The organism is Bacteroidia bacterium (assembly GCA_033391075.1).
In the GTDB taxonomy this organism is placed as follows: Bacteria; Bacteroidota; Bacteroidia; order J057; family J057; genus JAWPMV01.
Genome location: JAWPMV010000001.1, coordinates 70,397 through 88,925, shown reverse-complemented (window position 1 = coordinate 88,925; position 18,529 = coordinate 70,397). Strand labels below are relative to the sequence as shown.

The following is an 18,529-nucleotide window of genomic DNA, read 5'->3' as shown; positions in this document are numbered from 1 at the left end:
TGATAAGTAAAATCAAAATGGAAGTTTTGCCAGGTCCACATTTCCTCCGGATAGCACAATTCCCACTTTTTTGCCGGCAAACTTCTCTTTTTCTCTCAGTAAAGCAGCGAAAGGAACAGCACAAGAAGGCTCAATGATGATCTTCATGCGTTCCCAGATCAATTTCATAGCTTCTATAATCTCCCTCTCCTCTACCCTGATGATTTCTTCTACGTATTGCTGGATGATGGGGAAATTGAGGTGTCCCAGATGAGTTCTCAGACCGTCAGCAATGGTATTGGCAGTCTCATTTTTCTCGATTTTGCCACTTTGAAGAGAACGCCAGGCATCATCAGCTTCCCGGGGCTCTCCTCCTATACATTTGCAATTGTTCCCGAAAAAATGAGCAGCTAAAGCACTCCCTGCAAGCAGGCCCCCACCCCCTACGGGGGTAAGAATGTATTCCAAATCCGGATGATCTTCTAAAAGCTCCAGAGCAGCTGTCCCTTGTCCCAGAATTACATCGGTATTATTGGACGGGTGAAGGAAAGTTGCGCCTTTTTCCTCTACAATCTTCTGAGCATTTGCTTCTCGATCTTCTATAGTAGGCGGGCAGATAATAATTTCACCTTCATAAGCCCTCACTGCAGCTTTCTTCACTTCTGGTGCATTGGAAGGCATCACGATATAGGCTTTAACCCCTTGAGACTGCGCTGCCAAAGATACTCCCTGTGCAAAGTTACCAGAAGAATGGGTAACCACTCCCCTCGCCTTTTCCTCCTCGCTAAGATTCGCAATCGCGTGGGCTGCACCTCTCATTTTGAAGGCTCCCATGCGTTGAAAGTTCTCGCATTTGAAATAGATATTTGCCCCTGAAATTTCATTCAACAGACGGGAACTCATCACGGGAGTCCGATGGATATATGGCTTGATTTTTTCGTGGCAGGAAAGGAGGTCTTCTTTCATATTAGTCAATATAGGCAGTCGTTTCTACTTCAATTAAACATCCAAAATGGAGTTCTCGACTTGGGATAACTACTCTGGCAGGTTTATGCTCTTCAAAGAATTCGCTATAAACCTGATTTACCTGATCCCAGAGGTTTACATCCGGGATATACAATCGCATACGCAATATCTGATTGATATTACTTCCTGCAGCATCCAGGATACTTTTAACATTCTTCAGGACCTGCAGGGTTTGAGCCTCTATCCCCTCTGGCAAACTGCGATCTTCCGGATTGAAGGGCAATTGGCCAGAGAGGTAAAGAATCCCATTGTGTTCAATACACTGAGAATAATGCCCATTACTTTTGGGCATAGATTCATTCTGGATGATTTTCATCGATTATTTTCTATAATCCAGCGGAGGTTTACGATCTCCCAATAAAGGCTCATATTTAAAATCCGCTCCTCTTCTCCGCATCAATTCCTCATTGGCTCTTTGGATGATGGATGGATCATTGTAAAGATCCACTGCAGAGGTAGCAATAGTTTTTGCTGCCAGGATCATTCCTTTATGTCCTATGCTCATTCCCCCGGCTGCTACCGCCTGCCAGGTGTGTGCTGAAGTTCCCGGCACCCAGGTTGCAGTCCTCAATCCGGCCGTAGGCACTACCCAACTGACATCTCCGACATCGGTGGATCCTCCACGCCCTCTTTCTATTACCTCAAAAGGTTCAATTACATTGGTAGTAGTCAGGGCTTTCCTGGCTTTTTCAGGCAAACTTTCGCGAATATCCTCAGCAAAAGTCATTTCATCTGCATCATAGTCAAAGCCTCCGATTTCACTCATATTTCCATGAACTACTCTCCCCAGGGTTTCATTGGGCATGAGGTTGAAAAGTCCGTGGATGACTTCATAATCCATAGTGGTACCTGTTCCCATAGCTGCCGCTTCTGCAGCCTTCACTACCCGCTCAAAGGTTTCTCTTGATCCCTCCGTTTCCGGATGGCGGACATAGTAAAACACTTCGGCAAATTCGGGTACTACATTAGGTGCTTCTCCTCCTTTGGTAATGACATAGTGAATACGGGTATCAGACGTAACATGCTCCCGCATCAGGTTGACCATATAATTCATGGCTTCCACTCCATCCAGAGCTGAGCGGCCAAAATGGGGAGCTCCTGCAGCATGAGAAGCGATACCATGGAAACGAAATTTCGCAGATTTATTGGCGAGAGAGGAAGCAGCCGAAGCTCCATTTCCTTGCCCGGGATGCCAATGTAGTACGGCATCTATATCTTCAAATAGTCCTTCACGAACCATATAGACTTTACCGGCTCCTCCTTCTTCGGCTGGAGTACCAAAGAGCTTGATGGTACCGGATTTTTTGCTTTTGGAAAGCCAGTCTTTAACGGCAATAGCAGCTGCAACGGATGCTGTACCAAAGAGGTGATGACCACAGGCATGTCCGGCTGCTCCTTCTACCCGAACTTTTCTTTCGGCTACATTGTCCTGTGAAATACCGGGTAGGGCATCATATTCTGCCAGTATGCCGATAGTAGGGCTACCTGATCCATAAGTTGCTACAAAAGAAGTAGGAATACCTGCTACTCCGGATTCTATGCTAAAACCTGCAGCTTCCAGTTGAGATTTCAGGAGAGCCGAAGACTTTTCCTCCTGGTAGCCAACCTCTGCGTATTCCCATATCTTATGGGCTACTTCTTTATAGGTTTCCTGGTTTTTCTCTATGTGTTTGACAACACTTTTTTTTCCCTGTGCGGACACAGTTGTTATCAGTAGTGATAACAGTATCATGAGTAGTAATTTCTGCACGTTCATATAAGCTAGATTAGTTTAAACGAAGTTTGCAAAAATTCTCTGAGGGACAAAATGTTTTAAGATGTGTTCTGGTGTTCTGGTGTTCTGGGTAATATCACAAGAGAACATGAATACGAGAACACCAGAACAGCTCCTACTTATTAGCCAACCATTGTTCCAGTTGGCGAGTCGTCTTTAGTAAGGGCGCATTTTTATCGTCAAAAGCTCCGGTAAACATCAGTCCTTCTTTTATAGATTTCCGGGTAGACTTTATTTCTTTTAGTTCGAGGTGGCGATTAGAGAGATAAAAACTACTATCATCGAAAGATATCGCATTATTGTGGCGAGCCAGGGCATTGCTATCATGGCTACTTACTCGAGCCTGGTTGTGCTTGAGGTAAAAGAATTCCTCTCCCTCATATATGACTTCATAAAAAGTCTTTTCATTGAATTGAGAAACGCTGGATTGAAGTTGGGCAAAAATACTCTCCGGGTGTTCTTCCAAAAAGCGAACCAGGGCAATCGCCTTATCTTTATGAGGAACCAGAAAATCCATTTTCAAACTACTTCTTTCCTCTCCCGTTTCCATTAATTCTATCTTCTTGCTGCTTAACTCATATAAATAGGGATAAGCACTCACATAACTCATAAAGCCATTGGGACTAAGCTTCATATGGGCATTGAGCTGGTATGAACTGAGTTTACCAAAACCATTGACAAATCGTCGGCTTTTTCCCTCATCTACTAAGCTGAATTCAGATAATGAAGTGGTTGAGAGGCTGTAAATCTGCCCTTTCGTCTGAATAAAAACGGTATTGCTATAGGTATTGAATTTTAGCTGAATATCTTTAAAAATCCTACCATCCTTTGTTACAACTTCACCTTCATACCATTGATTGACTTGCTTTTTCTGACGGGGGTTCAGGAAATATCGGATATTCTCATTGATGCTTTCCTCCCCTGTTTCAATCGCCTGCTCATTCAAAAAACGATCAAAATTCTGAGCTGGGAGAGCTAAAACCAAAAAGGGGAAAATGAGAATTAGGCTGTAGTGTCTGTAGTTCATAAGAAAGTGGGTGCTAAACCCTCCTTCTACGCTCTATGGGCCTTGAGGTTTTATTTCCTTATTGCTTATTCATACGCAAAGGCTTTCCTCCGAGGGTATTCGTATACTTCCCTTTCTCTATCGCGATTTCTCCATTTATCAGCAATGTCCATATCCCTTCCGCCAGTATATCTGGTTTTGCATAGGTCGCTTTATCCTGTATTTCCTCTAACTTAAATAAGATCATATCAGCGAAATAGCCTTCTTTAATTTCTCCTCTCTCTTGTATCTGGAAAATTTGAGCCGGTAGAGAAGTACTTTTACGAATCATTTCCTCCAGACTTAGCACCTTTTTTTCCTTAACAAACTCCCGGATTTTCTTGGGAAAGGATCCAAATTTTCGTGGATGCCCGGTAGAGCCATCCGAACTTGTCATGACCCAATCCTGCTGCATAAAATTGTGCATATCCTCGGGCTTCATATTGAAAGAGGCAACTCTGGATCCTCCTGACATGATGATCAGATAAGCTGCCGGAATGATTGCCTGGCCCCTTTCCTCTGCTACTTCTTCCAGGGTTTTACCATATAAGTCTTTTTTCTTTACATCAGTAAATAAAAGCGCATCAGGACCACCTCTTCTTCTAAGGTTATCTGCCATTTCTTCTTTTATGCGTGGCAACAGTTCCGAATTTTTCATATTAGCTTCAAAGTCATCGGCAAATACCCATCTGGAGACCAAAGCATTGGTAATACTCGTTCCCGAAGCGCGATATGGATATTGATCGGCAGAAATTGAGATTCCTTCTTGCTGTGCTGATTCAATCAAGCCTATGATTTCCTCGCTTTTGCCCCATACATCTACTCCCAGGGCTTTGATATGCGAGATGTTGATATGAATGCCACTTTGTCGCCCTATCTCTATAGCCTCTTTAATCGCTTCAAGCAGACCGATACTGTAGGAACTTTCATCCCGAATATGAGAATCATAAATTCCTCCCTTCTCTTTTGCCAATTTCGCCAATTCTATCACTTCATCTGTTTTCGCAAAATTTCCGGGGGTATAATAAAGGCCGGTTGACATACCAAATGCTCCTTCCTCCATAGCTTGACTCAGGATATTTTTCATTTGATCCATTTCTGCCACTGTGGGCTCGGCATCTGACATATCCATGACCTGTTTCCGAATCTGTCCATGTCCTACCATCAAGGCCGCATTGGTACCTATTCCTTCAGTGTCCATTTTCGCCAACATTTGTCCAACATTGATCTTTCCCCCTCCATCATTACCGGTTACAAGGGTTGTTACTCCTTGCTTTAGGAAATTGAGATTCGATTTGGCCTTTTCACTCAGTAAATCATCAATGCTATGGGTATGTACATCGATAAAGCCTGGACTCAGCAGATAGCCTTCCGCTTCAATTACTTTTTTGGCTTTCAGCTTTTCAACACCATTCTTACCGACAAAAACAATGCGCTCTCCAAGAACCCCTACATCCATCTGACTGGGAGCCTCGCCATTTCCTATATGGACAAATGCTCCTTTGATCAGGATATCAATCTCCTGCAACTGTGAATCACAGGCGAGCAAAGCCCAAAAGGAAAAAATCAGGATGAGGGAGTAGCGTTTTTGATGCATATTGATAGCTTTTTTGTATAAAACAAAAATTCCCCGGAATAATGAAATTCGCGGGGAAACAGTGCATTACAATTTAAAGCTACTCTTTAGGCAGAGGTGCAATTCTGCCCAGTTCCTCGAGCTCATCTGTAAGATTTGCATCATACTGGAAGTTTTGTACGACCCAGCTATCCGAGGGCCGATAGAAAATGAAGGTAAATCGGATCGGCTGCCTATCGTATTTCATCATGTAACTTTGGAGCTTGAGGCTTTCTCCGATGGTCTTTTCATTGACCATTTCGTAGCCTCGATAGTCGCCTATGAGATTAATGAGGTTGAGGAGTTTCAAACGAACATTTTCCACTGCCGCCATATTTTTCTCCATCACCCATTTATTGGTAGAAAAACCATAATCGATAGCTTTGCCAGGATCTTCTGTATATAATTGAAAGAATTTGTCAGTTATGTCTCGCGTAGTATTTTGGGCGGAGAGCGAAGAGGTATAGAAAATCAACAAAAGGCTGATCACAGTAAAGATTCGTGTGCACATAAGGAATAGCTATGGATGTTTCTTTACCTATAGTTCCCTATGGCTTTCAAAATGTAACCCTAAAACAAAAAATATTTTTACTAGCGCAACTTTTCCAACATCTGATCAAATTCAGGACGCATTTCCGGATAGGTTCTCCATCGCACATTTTGTCCATCCCCCAATTTCCGAGGCACTATGTGGTAATGGATGTGAAAGACATCCTGTTGAGCCTCGCGACCATTGCTATTGACGACCTGAAGATGCTGCATGCCCAATTTTTCCTCATATAGGCTGACGACATCCTTCAATAAACCAATCACTTCCTGCAAACTCTCTCTCGGGATATCAAAAATGTCTCTGTGATGATTTTTAGGAATAACGAGGGTATGGTAAGGGCTCACCGGATTGATATCTAAAAAGGCATAAGCATGCTCATTTTCCATTACTTTCCAGGAAGGAGCCTCACCAGCTATGATCTTACAGAAGATACAGGATTCCATTTGGAGATAATTATCGTTGATTAGATATATGCAAAAATTTCGTCTAATCTGTGAAAGTACAAAATCAAGGGCAATAGCTATTTGAATGTAGTTCTTTCTGAAAAAAGCTAAGCCAAATATTTCCCTCATAAGCCAAAAACAATGAGAACACTACTTCTACTCACTCTGACATTTTTTCTTTCTACCTCCATGTATAGCCAAAACTACTTGCTTGAAAAAGACCAAAGTGGCTATGAATTTGACTGGAGTTTCCATGTAATTGATTATGGAAGCGGATTCGGAGGTTCGGATGGATGGAATAATCTCGTTCAGTTTGGCTATACCCATGCAGGCCGTTTTGATGTTTCGGTCGGTCTTTTTACTGAGAAACCCAATGGAGGAGATATCATTCTTCCCATTCAGTGGTTTTTCAATTCAGAATTTAGTTTTTCGGTACTCAAAGAAGGATTAGGCAATGCTCCCCTTACCCTCAATGTCTTTAGTGGCTTTCAACTAGGAGGTAGTCAAAACTATTATGATGCCTGGCTCAGGCCGGGAATTTCTCTTCACAAGCGAATTAAAAAGAAAGAATCCTTTTCCCTGAATCCGGGATTGATCATGAGGTATTCTTTTACCAGAAGTGGTTATGGTTTTCTGGGTTTGGGAGTCAGGCTTGACTGCCATTCGGGTGATTTTAGATTTGGCCCCAGCATCATGCTGGAAGATGGGGTTCAATATGGAATTTCTATGGGATTTGTCTTGCCCTCAGTCCGCAGATAGGCATTTCTAAAAGAAAAGCTTTTATCTTTAAGAGCCAGAAGCTTTTGCATTTATGCTTGACCTCATCCAACTCCGTTATCAACTTCATCAATTCCCGGAAGTGTCCGGACAGGAATTTGAAACCTCCAAACGGATTGCCCAATTTATACGCCCCTACAAGCCAGATCAACTGATAGAAAATATCAAGGGTACTTCATTGGCTGCCGTTTATAATTTTGAAGAAAAGGGACCGAGAGTCCTTATTCGATGTGAGTTAGATGCTTTGCCCATAGAAGAAAAGAACACCTTTGCTCATCGATCGACCCGTAAAGGCATTTCACATAAATGTGGACATGATGGACATATGTGCATAGTGGCAGGCCTTGCTCAATGGCTATCAGAAAAGTCAATCAAGCGTGGTAGTGTTGTATTACTTTTTCAATCCGCAGAGGAAACGGGAAAGGGGGCGAAACAGGTTGTGGAAAGTGAGGTTTTCAAAGAATTGGCACCAGACTATGTTTTTGCTTTACACAATCTCCCGGGTCGTCCGATGCATGAAATACGGCTAATCAATGGGCAATTTTGTACTACTGTACAAAGTGTGGCCATAAAACTTAGTGGCAAACAATCCCATGCTGCTGAGCCGGAAAATGGGCGGAACCCTGCACTGGCTTTGGCGGAAATTCTGCAAGCTGCTGCGGAACTGGAACTCAATGATCCTCGCCATAAGCAATTTGGTTTATTGACACCTGTCTATATGAATTTGGGCCAAAAGGAATATGGTATTTCTGCCGGATTTGGGGAAGTACATTTTACCATACGTTGCTGGTATCCGGTCCATATGAAAGCCCTGACAGAAAAGCTCAAAGTTCGCGTACGCAAAATCAGCAATAAGTACCGGCTCAAGCAGGAACTGGAATGGTTTGATTTTTTTCCAGCCGTAATCAATGATCCTTATTGCAATGAGGTGCTTGAAAAAGCTACAAATCGCATTGGCGGCAAACTCAAAAAAGTGGATCAGGGCTGTAAATTTGGGGAAGACTTTGGCTGGTTTACCCAAGTAGTTCCAGGAGCGATGTTTGGCCTGGGATCAGGAGAAAAGACCCCTGCCCTGCACAATGATGACTATGATTTTCCGGATGAAATCATTGAAACAGGGCTGGAGACTTTTATAGGAATTATAGAGGAAATATTGGCTTAGTTTTTATTCGCGACATTTTAGGAAAGTCGCAGATCCTTTGCCTATCTCAGGACTAAAGAATCGAAACGAAAAAACCTAGCCACCTCCTTTCCATGCGCAACACGCCTTATTTAATTACAACATCCCATTATTGTGCATCATCTGTTCGGGGATGATTTGCTTGATGGTCCATCGATTTTCTATGCCCTCAGCAGCTTTCATGATCAAATCATAAAAGACAGCCTTTTGTCCCTCAATCTCTCCGGATGATTGGATTCCGATAAAATTTCCTTCCTTGAGCAAGCGATGGATTTTTCTATCAGGGAAAAGACTTTCTGCATCAAGCTTTGCTATTTCGATACCTGGATCGGAGCGAAATTCCTCTTTGCTAAAGCCTTGCTGAATTTCTTCTGTAGCATCCCAATGTTCAGTCAGTTTTCCTCCTTCTATGCGGAAAATTTCCATGATGCCAAGCTTTTTCCCCATCAAGTCTACTTCCAGAAAAACCCAGACAAATTCTCCTTCCGACATCATAAAGAGGATAGGAGATTTTTTCTCTTCAGGTTCGGGCATTTGTTTGAGGAAATTGATGGCTTCACGTAAACCTTCACGCCCATCTTTCACCATCGGACTATGCTGGATATAGTTCTCGCTGATAAGTTCGTCGATGATATCTGTATTTCTATTTCCCAGCACTTCCTTGTAAAAAGTCTGTACCAGGGATTTATGTTGTTCTTGCATCTCTGATTGATTTTGAGAATAGGCAGGGGAAAGTATAGCTATAAGTAATCCCCCAATAAGGATGTAGCATTTCATAATGCTTGTTTTAAAATTGGATATAAAAATGGTTGGTCTTTCTGAGAAAGACTTCAAAAGGATCGGTCGATCCCGCGTTTATGTGAGGACAATTGGAATAACTTAAAGGTAGGGAATTTTCAGGCAGCTATTCAAGTTTTTTGTACATCTTCACCGAATACTCTTCCCGTTCTACTTCTTCAAAACCACAAGATTTATATAAATGCATTGCCGGATTTCGACTATCGGTACTCAGAGAAAGTGCGCTTGTTCCTTTTGCCTTCAAATCAACGCATAGTTGCCCGATCAACTTTCGCCCCAATCCTTTTCCCCTAAACTCCTTTTTCAAAGCAATTCCCATTTCAGGTGCAGCTGCCTCCACGAATCCATAGCCCGGATTTTCTTTGCTAAAAAAGCGGACCCAAATAGCGCCGATATTTTCTCTTTCATTATGAACGACTATTCCATAGTCCCCTGCCTTTCCCCAATCCTGATGATATCTGGCTAAATGTGGTTTATCGATAATATCCCTCGGAAAAGCGTTTTCTCCTTTGACCGAAAAAAGAGATACATAAAACATTTCCCTAAGGAAAGGAAGATCTTCATACCGGAGTTCTCTGAAAGATATGGGGAGATCTACATTCATTTTTTGTGGGATAAAAAAATAGCTGGCAATAAGAATCACCAGCTACAAATATAGGGTTTATGTCGTTTGGAGAATTAATTCTCTCCATCCGATGATGTTTCGATTTTTTTCTTCTGATCTATCCTTAAGGTCGGATAGCTGATACCCAATTGTTCGAGATAAGAATCGTATTTGGTCTCATCATAATAGAACTTTTCTAATTGGGGACGGTATCGCTCCATGATCCCTTTGTTGAGGTAAGTCGCGGGTTCGTCATTTTCTCCCACCATAGGAATGTACTGTTGGTTGGCGACTTGCTCTTTTCTGTAATACTCCCATGCCTCATCTACCAATTGGGGTTTCAATAGGAAGTCCAGTAAAGTCATTGCTTCCACTTTAGCCCCGGCTACAACTCCTTTATGTGCAATAGGTGTAGCCATGGCAATAGCATTTGACCAGTGGTGTCCTTGAAGGCCGGGTACATTTGATGGGAAGCGCAGGGTAACTGTGGGAACTTTCCAGGAAATATCACCAATATCATCCGATCCTCCACTCACTGGATTCACTACTGGCAGTCCCAATTTATTGAGTTCTGTAGCTAAGCCTCTGGCTCCTCTCGGCGAATTCACTTCCATCTGAACGGCCTTTGCCAGCATTTGATCTTCTTCGCTCCATTCGGGCAAACCCACAACTTTGATATTCTCATACATAGTTTCGGCTATCACTTTATTGAAATGACGGGGCCAGGCGGTTCCGAGAATTCTCTTTGTCATTTTGGTACGGGTCATCTTTGCGGCTCCTTCTGCGATTTCATTGGCACGCTCATAAACTTCCATGATCCCGGGATAGGTGATTTCTCTGAAGTAGTACCAAATAGAAGCTTTGCTTGGGACAACATTGGGCTGATCGCCGCCATTATTGATAACCGAGTGAGAGCGCCCCAGGGGATGTATGTGTTCGCGGGCATATTGCCAACCAATATTCATCAGTTCTACTGCATCTGCAGCGCTTCTCGCTCTCCAGGGAGCTCCTGCAGAATGTGCAGACTCTCCTTCAAAGGTGTATTCGACTGAAATCATGCCTGTCCCCCTTGCCGCTCCATAGGAAACGCCCATATTGCTGGAAACATGGGTAAAAATGCACATATCTATTTCATCAAAATAGCCATCTCGGGTATAATAGGCTTTGGTTCCTAATTGTTCTTCAGCTACTCCCGGCCACATGACCAAGGTCCCTTGTATGCCTTCTCTTTCCATTATTTCTTTCACTGCTAAAACTGAAACCACGTTCAGCGGAACCCCGGAATTATGCCCTTCGCCATGTCCAGGTGCCCCCTCAACTAAGGGATCGTGATAAGCAACGCCCGGTTTTTGAGAAGCCTTGGGTATGCAGTCCAGGTCTGAGCCAATGGCAATGACTGGTTTACCCGAACCCCAGCTTGCCATCCAGGCCGTTGGTACTCCGGAAATTCCATATTCTATTTTGAAACCATTTTTCTCCAGAATGCCTGTAATGTATTTGGAGGTTTCAACTTCCTGAAATCCCAGTTCGGCAAAGCTAAATACCTTATCCACCATTACCTGGGCAAGTTTCTTTTTGGATTCCACTTTTTCTGCAACTTCTGCTTTCAGTTTGTCGATCTTCTTTTGAGACATCTGGGCCGAAAGAGGAAGGAAAAAGGAAATGCTTGTTAGTAGGATCAGTAGTTTTTTCATAGGAATAGTTTTGATGTGTTTTTTTGTTTTAGTGTTGTTGGTTTTAAATATTGGACACTGCCGCACTACATACAACAACAGCTCTCAAAACATTTAATATCCCGCCGCCTGTCCGTCTTTGCGGGATTCGGAAGCTCCATAATAAACTCGATTCTCTGCATCGAACATGATGGCCTGATATCCGCCATATATCCCGATCGAAGTAGCGATTCTATGTCCGAGTTTTCGGAGTTCGCGGACTTGTTCGGGATCAAAGCCGGATTCGAGATTGAGGGTGCCTCCATTGGTCATGACAGAGCCCGTCGGTTGAGAGGAACCGGCATGACGCATACGAGGGGCGTCCCCGGCTTCCTGAAGGTTCATATCAAAATCAATGAGGTTTACCACGATCTGGGCATGCCCCTGAGGTTGAATAGAGCCTCCCATCAAGCCAAAGCTCACCCAGGGTTTGCCATCTTTGGTGATAAAGGCAGGAATGATGGTGTGGAAAGGTCGTTTGCCGGCTTCCCATACATTGAAGTGATCCGGATCTTTGACATTGAAAAGTTGGGCGCGATTTTGGAGGACGAAACCCAATCCATCCGGAACCATACCCGAAGCAAATTCTGTATAGATGCTCTGAATCAGGGACACCATATTCCCATCCTTATCAGCTACGGTCAAATAAGTGGTATTTCCCATTTCGATCTCGGCATCTCCTGCTGGATAGCTTCTGGCAGCTTCAGTTGGATCAATCAACGCTCTCCTTCTAGCGGCATATTCTTTAGAAATCAGTTCATCGATGGGCAATTTATTGAAGGCAGGATCAGCATAAAATTTAGCTCGATCTTCGAATGCCAGCTTCTTGGCTTCTGTCAGAGCATGGAGATATGCTGTTGAGCCAAAGCCCATAGATCGAATATCATATCCCTCCAGGATATTGAGGATTTGTAGAGCTGCGGTTCCCTGCCCATTGGGGGGAAGCTCCCAGACATCATAGCCTCTATAGTTGGTACTGATGGGTTCTACCCATTCAGAGCTATGGCTGGCCAAGTCTTCATAGGACAGAAAGCCTCCATTCGCTTTCATATATCGATCTATCGTTCGGGCAATTTCCCCTTTGTAAAAAGCATCTCTGCCACCTTTGGCAAGGGCTTCATAGGTATTGCTCAATCCCGGATTTTTGAATACTTCCCCCTTGGCAGGTGTCCTTTTTCCATTGGGCATATAGGTCTCACGGAAACCCGGAAGCTCTTGTCGGGCCTCAAAGCTCCCGGACATTTCGAAAGCAATCACTTCTGATACCGGAAAGCCTTCGCGAGCGTAATTGATCGCTGGTTGTAGAATATCTGCCATCGGCATTTCGCCAAATTTCTTATGCAATTCAAACCACCCATCCACACAACCCGGCACAGAAACCGGTAAGGCTCCCAGATAAGGAACATATTCCTTATCATTTTCAATAAAATATTCTCTAGTTAGAGATTTTGGGGCTCTTCCACTTCCATTGAAGCCGTAGAGCTTTTGTTCCTTGGCATCCCAAACAATGGCAAAGATATCGCCTCCAATTCCGCAACTGGCTGGTTCCACCAAGCCCAAAACTGCATTGGCGCCTATCGCGGCATCCATGGCTGTTCCGCCATTTCTCAAAATGTCAATCGCTGTCTGAGTGGCCAAAGGTTGGCTTGTGGCAGCCATACCATTTCTTGCCAACACCTCTGAGCGGCTTGTGAAGGCTTTGCCTGTCAATCGGTCTTGAGCTGAACTCATAGTGATCAGGAAGATAAAAGGGATAAATAAAAGTAGCTTTCTCATAAATTAAGGTTAGATCAGCATCTTAAGCTAGACAAATGAGAAATTACAAAATGAATGGATGAAAACTTTATTTTACCTTCATTTTTGAAATGATCCTGTAAAAGCATCCCTAAATTTCTGCCTTTGGAGAATATGAACAGAGAAAGACTTCATGAGATTTTTTCCGATCTGAAAAATTTAAGCATTGGAGTCCTCGGAGACTTCGCATTGGATTTTTATTACCAGCTAAATACGGAAACGGGAGAAGAATCTCTGGAAACTAATAAAAGCGTATTTCATGCTTCTGAGCCTCGCCCTGTACCGGGAGGAGCAGGAACCATAGTTAATAACCTTATCGCATTGGGAGTAGGTGATGTACGCTGCTTTGGCATGGTTGGGAATGATCTGTTCGGGCGGGAATTGTGCTATTTGTTGGAACAAAAAGGAGCAAACACCCAGGGTATTCTCCAGGCCGGGAAAGGATGGGAAACATATGTGTATAGCAAACCCCATGTAAATGGAATTGAGAGTAATCGCATAGATTTTGGGAGCAAGAATCCTCACAGTCCCCATGACTTTCAACAAATTCAGGGCTTCTTATCAGAAACTTTACCTAGGCTAGATGTATTGATCCTGAACCAGCAATTCGAAAATGGGCTTACTTCAGTCGAAAACCTGACTAGTCTGAAAAACATCCTTGAGGCCTTCCCACTATGTTTTGTTATTTCTGACTTACGGGATAGTAGCGGGGCCTTTCATTATGGTGTATTAAAGGGAAATATTTCAGAAATCAACCGTATTGGAAAAGCCTTTGATGATCTTAAGGCACATAGCCTAATGGAAATTGCAAAGAAAGCCCATTTACATAGCCAATCCCCTATCCTGATGACAGCCGGAGAAAAAGGGCTGGTCTATATCGATCAACATCAAAGCCACAAAGTAGCGGGCATTCCGCTAAAAGGTCCTCTCGATATTACGGGTGCAGGAGATGCCTGTCTGGCAGCTTTTTCCGCTTGTATGGGAATAAAAATCGCCATCCCGGAAGCTATGGATATTGCCAATCTTGCAGCAGCGGTATCGGTTCAGAAATTGAGAGAAACGGGTTCAGCCAGTCCAGATGAAATACGGGCCCTTGCTGCCAATTATCCCTATAGATAGACAAAAATATCAGCGAATCCCATGCACCTTCATCTTCAGGCTAAAGAGAGATTTTTTTGCAGTAATAAAGAGAATATCCTGATCTTCCCCGCCGAAGGTAACATTGGCAGTCCAATCCTCGGGTATAGCTATATGTCCAATCTGTTGTCCTTTTTTATTGAAAATCGTTACTCCTTTTCCGGTCAAATATAGATTCCCTTTATGGTCAAGGGTCATTCCGTCAGAGCCCAGTTCTGCGAAAAGACTTTTATTAGATAAACTGGCATCTGCGGCCACATCATAGACATAGGTTTTATTGGCTCCGATATCGGCTACGAAAAGTTTTTTTCCATCTTTGGAACCGATGATCCCGTTGGGTCTGGTAAATCCATCTGCGACCATTCGCAGGTCTTTTTTATCGGGAGAAAGGTAATAGACATTCTGATGCTCCAGTTCCGCTTCTTCATGATCCCACCAGGGCCTTTTGTAAAAGGGGTCGGTAAAGTATATACCTCCTTGTGGGTCCACCCAAAGGTCATTGGGACCGTTGAATTTCTTTCCTTCGAAATCATTGATCAAGACCTCTACCTGTTTGTCCGGACCGATCTTCCACAATTGGTTTTTCTCATCTGCACAGGAAAGCAGATTCCCTTGATGATCGAAGTACAGGCCATTGGATCTTCCGGCATCTTCCATGAAAACACTAAGTTTACCATTAGTAGACCATTTGAGGATACGATTATTGGGTTGATCGGTAAAAAAGACATTTCCTTCCTTATCGACCGCAGGCCCTTCGGTGAAGCTATACTCGGAGGACAGCTGTTTTACTGTCGCCCCTTTCTCGATGAGTTTGGAGGGCATTCCTTCCTGGGCAAAGGAGTTGGGGGATAAGAGAATTAAATATCCCAAACATGAGATCAGGAATTTCTTCATAATATATTTTTTGCTTAGCTAAGTTCTATCCATTCTCCCTTTTTTCGGGAACTTTGGTAAATGGCATCTATGATTTTGATGGCTTTGATTCCTTCGGCTCCCGTTACTTTGGGCGGGCGACCACTTTCCAATGCCTCCACCACATCTTCAAAATTTCGCAAATGCCCCATATAGTTGATCGCTTTGGGATCATTGGCGCCCTGAGCTGCTTGCCCGCTGTACATAAGATTTTCCTTGATATAGGCATCCTCTTCCCTTTCCTCTGCAAAATCCCAGACCCGAAAGACCTCATCTCTCAGAAAGACTGACCCTTTTTCCCCGGAAATATGAATCTCTGCTGGTAAGCCTTCCGAGGACCAACAAGAAGTTGAACCTTCAATTACGCCTCGACCTCCATGCTCAAATTCGAGAATGGCTACAGCTGTATCTTCTACTTCTATGTTTTTATGGGTTAAAGTGGTCGTAGATGCACTTAACCTTTTGATGTCCCCTGCCAGGTAATTGAGTAGATCTATGCTGTGGATGGATTGATTCATGAGGGCTCCTCCCCCATCCAATTCCCAGGTCCCTCTCCAGGCTCCGGAATCATAATAGGCCTGATCTCGATACCATTTCACATAGGCATCACAGAGCGTCAATCGTCCAAAGCGCCCACTTTCAATGGCACTTTTCAGATAATCTACTGCAGGAGTAAAACGCCGATTAAAAATTCCCGCTAACATTACTCCCTGCTCATCACAGACCTCTATCATTTGCTGGACGCGAGCAGGAGTCACTTCCAGGGGTTTCTCACAAATGATATGCTTTCCTGCTTTAGCTGCCAAAATGGTGGACTCCAGATGTACGCCCGAAGCCGTAGCAATCACCACAATATCAATGCGGTCATCCTTCAGGAGTTCCTCTTCTTTTGTATAAACTTCGCACTTATGCTTTTCAGCAAATATCCGGGCTCGTTCAGGATTTCGGACAAAAGCAGCAATTAACTGCCCACCCCTCATGTCCCGGATAGCATCAGCATGAAGATTGGCAATGGACCCACCTCCTATGATTCCAAAATTTTTCATGTCTTTACAGGAGATCAATCAGTCCAGCTGGTAATTCGTAAAGGACTTTTATTTCATCTGCGGTCAAGGCTTTCTTGTAGATACTTACCTCATCCATCAGACCGACGAAATTGAGTCCCAAAAAGATTCTGGATTTCTCCAATTCCCAGGTATAAGGCTCGCTGATATCCCGACTTCCCTGAGATTTTCCATTGATGAAAAATTCGGCTTTGCCATTTTGGGTATTCAGGCCCGAAAAACTTACCGCTACATGGGTCCAGCTTTCTCGTGTAAAAGGCCTGTCAGTTGCAGGAAGGAGTCGGCTGTTGAAAGCAGGATTTTCATCCGGTCCTATATTATCCGGGTTCCATACATCTACGTCTCCATACACACCCATCCTGAAAGAACGGGGATTCTTATTCGAGAAATCTACCCAAATAGCAGCATCATCATAGCCCTGATCTGTTATTTGAATGGGATCAGTGTATCCAGGTGCCAAATCCTCTTCCGGATTGAGACTGAGCCATAGAGATACGGTTCCACTCCAGTTCTCCGAACTATAGTCGATATTTTTTTCTGATTTATAGAAAATCACCGGCTCGGTTTTGCTTTTGAATTGCAAGGCATTGCCGGACTTTCCTTTGCCTTCAAGTAGTCCAACTTCTGCACTTGTCATTCCGGCAGTAGGCGCATCCAGGCTATCGTACTTAATGCCTGTATAGATTTTAGGATCTCCAGCGGCAAAGTTTGCATCATACCCCTGATCAAAATTAGCGGCGAGGGTCAGGGAAGACTTTAAAGCGGCTATTGCAGGATCTTCTTTTTCTTCTTGTTGAGTGGTTTTTTCCCCACAAGCAGAGAGAAGGGAAACAATCAATAGGAAAGTTATAGGGTAGTAGTTTTTGAAAGCTAGCATGTCATTTAAAATTTAACTGAATTTAGGCATTTCTCTCTGATAGGCAATGCTAAAGGAGGTAGAGAAAGCGCGCATCCTAATTCCAGGCCAGGCTCTTACGTTTTGCCCAGTATTTCTGTGGATCTTCTTTCAGACCTTCTAGCTCATTCAAAATTTCTTCGGAAAGTTCCAGTTTGGCAGCTTCCATATTTGACAGGAGGTGTTCTGTATTTGCCGCTCCGCTTAGCACCTGATCCACCCAGCTATGCTTGAGAATAAAAGCCAGAGAAAGGGCATCAATGCTTGTATTGATGTTTTGAGATATCTTCGCTAATAGTTGAAATTTTTCTTTGAATTCCGGCTGCTGATTTCGGGCAGTTAATCTTCCATTGGCCAGGGCTTCTTTGATGATAATGGCCTTGCCAGCTTCGGAGGCTTCTTGCAATAATGGGCCTGCCGATCTTTCCAGAAGATTAAAGGTGGATTGAAAGCTATCGAAAAGCGGTTTTCCATCTACTTCAATTTCCATCGCCTTCCGCAGTACTTCTGATTGATTTGCCCCACTTGTCGAAAGCCCAATAGAAGTTCCCTGAGCTTTCAATTCTGCCAGTCGATTCAACACCTCCGTATTTTCCAATACTCCACTTTCGAGGGTAGCTGAATGTATCTGGTATAAATCCAGGTATTCCCCCAGAATCTCCTGACTCTCTTTCCACTGCCTATCCAGAACCCCCAGACTATGCTCTTTGACTTCATGATGCTCCGCCTGAATCTGCCAATCTGCCGTATAGGTATATCCCCATTTAGAGCTGATCAATACCTGATCCTTTGGTAAGCCTTTATTCTTCAACCAATTCCCCAAAAACAATTCTCCCAAGCCATAGGAACGGGCAGTATCAAAATGTCGAATGCCTTCTTTCCAGGCGAGATCCAACACCTCATGGGCATGATGTTCCATAAATGCCTGATCATAATTGTTCTGGAGGTCTTCAGCATGACCCAGGTTAATATATCCAGGTCTTCCCAGAGCTGCGAGCCCCAGGCCAATCCGCCTGACATTTGGATGGGAAGGTAAAGAGAAGGGAGTATCCATTAGCATAAATCAATCGTCTTCAAAGAGAGTTCAATAAAGTGAATCTGCTTTAAAGATGCATCTTGCTAATGGATACTTAACAATTTTTGATAGAAAGATAGAGGCTTCAACCCATGAAGAACCTATGTAAATAAAATTTGGCCCATCTATATAGAAGGGTAACACGCGAG

Annotated in this window: 18 protein-coding genes; 3 read left to right on the top strand and 15 right to left on the bottom strand. The window is 43.6% G+C overall.

Annotated features, from left to right (window positions below; genetic code table 11):
• Positions 1-12: 12 nt before the first annotated feature.
• The 7 genes from R8P61_00365 to R8P61_00335 form a co-directional block, all read right to left on the bottom strand.
• A complete protein-coding gene (locus tag R8P61_00365; protein ID MDW3645497.1) occupies positions 13-945 on the bottom strand; it encodes a threonine/serine dehydratase in 933 nt (310 codons plus the stop codon).
• Between the two features lies 1 nt (position 946).
• Entirely contained in the window at positions 947-1,321 is a 375-nt protein-coding gene (locus tag R8P61_00360) for a RidA family protein (protein ID MDW3645496.1), read from the bottom strand.
• 3 nt (positions 1,322-1,324) lie between these two features.
• Positions 1,325-2,737 carry a M20 family metallopeptidase gene (locus tag R8P61_00355; GenBank protein MDW3645495.1) on the bottom strand — a complete coding sequence of 471 codons (1,413 nt, stop codon included), beginning with the start codon at positions 2,735-2,737 and terminating at the stop codon, positions 1,325-1,327.
• Positions 2,738-2,894: 157 nt separating this feature from the next.
• Complete coding sequence (locus R8P61_00350) at positions 2,895-3,806, bottom strand: hypothetical protein (protein ID MDW3645494.1); 912 nt, start codon at positions 3,804-3,806, stop codon at positions 2,895-2,897.
• A 58-nt stretch (positions 3,807-3,864) separates the two neighbouring features.
• Positions 3,865-5,421, bottom strand: a complete 1,557-nt coding sequence (locus R8P61_00345) for an amidohydrolase family protein (GenBank protein MDW3645493.1) — start codon at positions 5,419-5,421, stop codon at positions 3,865-3,867.
• A 79-nt stretch (positions 5,422-5,500) separates the two neighbouring features.
• Entirely contained in the window at positions 5,501-5,950 is a 450-nt protein-coding gene (locus R8P61_00340) for a hypothetical protein (protein ID MDW3645492.1), read from the bottom strand.
• An 80-nt stretch (positions 5,951-6,030) separates the two neighbouring features.
• Complete coding sequence (locus R8P61_00335) at positions 6,031-6,432, bottom strand: HIT family protein (GenBank protein ID MDW3645491.1); 402 nt, start codon at positions 6,430-6,432, stop codon at positions 6,031-6,033.
• 141 nt (positions 6,433-6,573) lie between these two features.
• Between R8P61_00335 and R8P61_00330 the strand changes: the two genes are divergently transcribed.
• Together R8P61_00330 and R8P61_00325 are read left to right on the top strand one after the other, a co-directional pair.
• Positions 6,574-7,191, top strand: a complete 618-nt coding sequence (locus tag R8P61_00330) for a hypothetical protein (GenBank protein ID MDW3645490.1) — start codon at positions 6,574-6,576, stop codon at positions 7,189-7,191.
• A gap of 52 nt (positions 7,192-7,243) precedes the next feature.
• Complete coding sequence (locus R8P61_00325) at positions 7,244-8,371, top strand: amidohydrolase (protein MDW3645489.1); 1,128 nt, start codon at positions 7,244-7,246, stop codon at positions 8,369-8,371.
• Positions 8,372-8,485: 114 nt separating this feature from the next.
• Here the strand turns inward: R8P61_00325 and R8P61_00320 are convergent, their stop codons facing one another.
• The 4 genes from R8P61_00320 to ggt all read right to left on the bottom strand — a co-directional run bounded on the left by R8P61_00320 (position 8,486) and on the right by ggt (position 13,279).
• Complete coding sequence (locus R8P61_00320; GenBank protein ID MDW3645488.1) at positions 8,486-9,166, bottom strand: ester cyclase; 681 nt, start codon at positions 9,164-9,166, stop codon at positions 8,486-8,488.
• A gap of 127 nt (positions 9,167-9,293) precedes the next feature.
• Positions 9,294-9,791, bottom strand: coding sequence for a GNAT family N-acetyltransferase (locus R8P61_00315; GenBank protein MDW3645487.1), 498 nt, complete (start codon positions 9,789-9,791; stop codon positions 9,294-9,296).
• Positions 9,792-9,865: 74 nt separating this feature from the next.
• Positions 9,866-11,485, bottom strand: a complete 1,620-nt coding sequence (locus tag R8P61_00310; GenBank protein MDW3645486.1) for an amidohydrolase — start codon at positions 11,483-11,485, stop codon at positions 9,866-9,868.
• A gap of 93 nt (positions 11,486-11,578) precedes the next feature.
• Positions 11,579-13,279, bottom strand: coding sequence for a gamma-glutamyltransferase (gene ggt, locus R8P61_00305; GenBank protein ID MDW3645485.1), 1,701 nt, complete (start codon positions 13,277-13,279; stop codon positions 11,579-11,581).
• A gap of 132 nt (positions 13,280-13,411) precedes the next feature.
• On the opposite strand from ggt, the gene R8P61_00300 reads away from it, so the two are divergent.
• Positions 13,412-14,416, top strand: a complete 1,005-nt coding sequence (locus R8P61_00300) for a PfkB family carbohydrate kinase (protein ID MDW3645484.1) — start codon at positions 13,412-13,414, stop codon at positions 14,414-14,416.
• A 9-nt stretch (positions 14,417-14,425) separates the two neighbouring features.
• Here R8P61_00300 and R8P61_00295 read toward each other — a convergent pair whose 3' ends face one another.
• The 4 genes from R8P61_00295 to R8P61_00280 all read right to left on the bottom strand — a co-directional run bounded on the left by R8P61_00295 (position 14,426) and on the right by R8P61_00280 (position 18,359).
• On the bottom strand, positions 14,426-15,328 hold the full coding sequence (locus R8P61_00295) for an SMP-30/gluconolactonase/LRE family protein (GenBank protein MDW3645483.1): 903 nt from the start codon (positions 15,326-15,328) through the stop codon (positions 14,426-14,428).
• A 14-nt stretch (positions 15,329-15,342) separates the two neighbouring features.
• Positions 15,343-16,392 (bottom strand): Gfo/Idh/MocA family oxidoreductase, encoded by a 1,050-nt coding sequence (locus tag R8P61_00290; protein MDW3645482.1) that lies wholly within the window; start codon positions 16,390-16,392, stop codon positions 15,343-15,345.
• Positions 16,393-16,396: 4 nt separating this feature from the next.
• Positions 16,397-17,287, bottom strand: coding sequence for a LamG domain-containing protein (locus tag R8P61_00285; GenBank protein ID MDW3645481.1), 891 nt, complete (start codon positions 17,285-17,287; stop codon positions 16,397-16,399).
• Positions 17,288-17,363: 76 nt separating this feature from the next.
• Positions 17,364-18,359, bottom strand: a complete 996-nt coding sequence (locus tag R8P61_00280; GenBank protein MDW3645480.1) for an aldo/keto reductase — start codon at positions 18,357-18,359, stop codon at positions 17,364-17,366.
• Positions 18,360-18,529: the final 170 nt, after the last annotated feature.

Excerpts from the sequence above, each read along its gene's own strand:
- R8P61_00345 (MDW3645493.1), bottom strand. The coding sequence starts at position 5,421 with ATGCATCAAAAACGCTACTCCCTCATCCTGATTTTTTCCTTTTGGGCT.
- R8P61_00330 (MDW3645490.1), top strand. The coding sequence starts at position 6,574 with ATGAGAACACTACTTCTACTCACTCTGACATTTTTTCTTTCTACCTCC.
- R8P61_00290 (MDW3645482.1), bottom strand. The coding sequence starts at position 16,392 with ATGAAAAATTTTGGAATCATAGGAGGTGGGTCCATTGCCAATCTTCAT.
- R8P61_00285 (MDW3645481.1), bottom strand. The coding sequence starts at position 17,287 with ATGCTAGCTTTCAAAAACTACTACCCTATAACTTTCCTATTGATTGTT.
- R8P61_00325 (MDW3645489.1), top strand. The coding sequence starts at position 7,244 with ATGCTTGACCTCATCCAACTCCGTTATCAACTTCATCAATTCCCGGAA.
- R8P61_00340 (MDW3645492.1), bottom strand. The coding sequence starts at position 5,950 with ATGTGCACACGAATCTTTACTGTGATCAGCCTTTTGTTGATTTTCTAT.
- R8P61_00280 (MDW3645480.1), bottom strand. The coding sequence starts at position 18,359 with ATGGATACTCCCTTCTCTTTACCTTCCCATCCAAATGTCAGGCGGATT.
- R8P61_00335 (MDW3645491.1), bottom strand. The coding sequence starts at position 6,432 with ATGGAATCCTGTATCTTCTGTAAGATCATAGCTGGTGAGGCTCCTTCC.
- R8P61_00320 (MDW3645488.1), bottom strand. The coding sequence starts at position 9,166 with ATGAAATGCTACATCCTTATTGGGGGATTACTTATAGCTATACTTTCC.
- R8P61_00355 (MDW3645495.1), bottom strand. The coding sequence starts at position 2,737 with ATGATACTGTTATCACTACTGATAACAACTGTGTCCGCACAGGGAAAA.
- R8P61_00350 (MDW3645494.1), bottom strand. The coding sequence starts at position 3,806 with ATGAACTACAGACACTACAGCCTAATTCTCATTTTCCCCTTTTTGGTT.
- R8P61_00365 (MDW3645497.1), bottom strand. The coding sequence starts at position 945 with ATGAAAGAAGACCTCCTTTCCTGCCACGAAAAAATCAAGCCATATATC.
- R8P61_00315 (MDW3645487.1), bottom strand. The coding sequence starts at position 9,791 with ATGAATGTAGATCTCCCCATATCTTTCAGAGAACTCCGGTATGAAGAT.
- R8P61_00360 (MDW3645496.1), bottom strand. The coding sequence starts at position 1,321 with ATGAAAATCATCCAGAATGAATCTATGCCCAAAAGTAATGGGCATTAT.
- R8P61_00300 (MDW3645484.1), top strand. The coding sequence starts at position 13,412 with ATGAACAGAGAAAGACTTCATGAGATTTTTTCCGATCTGAAAAATTTA.
- ggt (MDW3645485.1), bottom strand. The coding sequence starts at position 13,279 with ATGAGAAAGCTACTTTTATTTATCCCTTTTATCTTCCTGATCACTATG.
- R8P61_00310 (MDW3645486.1), bottom strand. The coding sequence starts at position 11,485 with ATGAAAAAACTACTGATCCTACTAACAAGCATTTCCTTTTTCCTTCCT.
- R8P61_00295 (MDW3645483.1), bottom strand. The coding sequence starts at position 15,328 with ATGAAGAAATTCCTGATCTCATGTTTGGGATATTTAATTCTCTTATCC.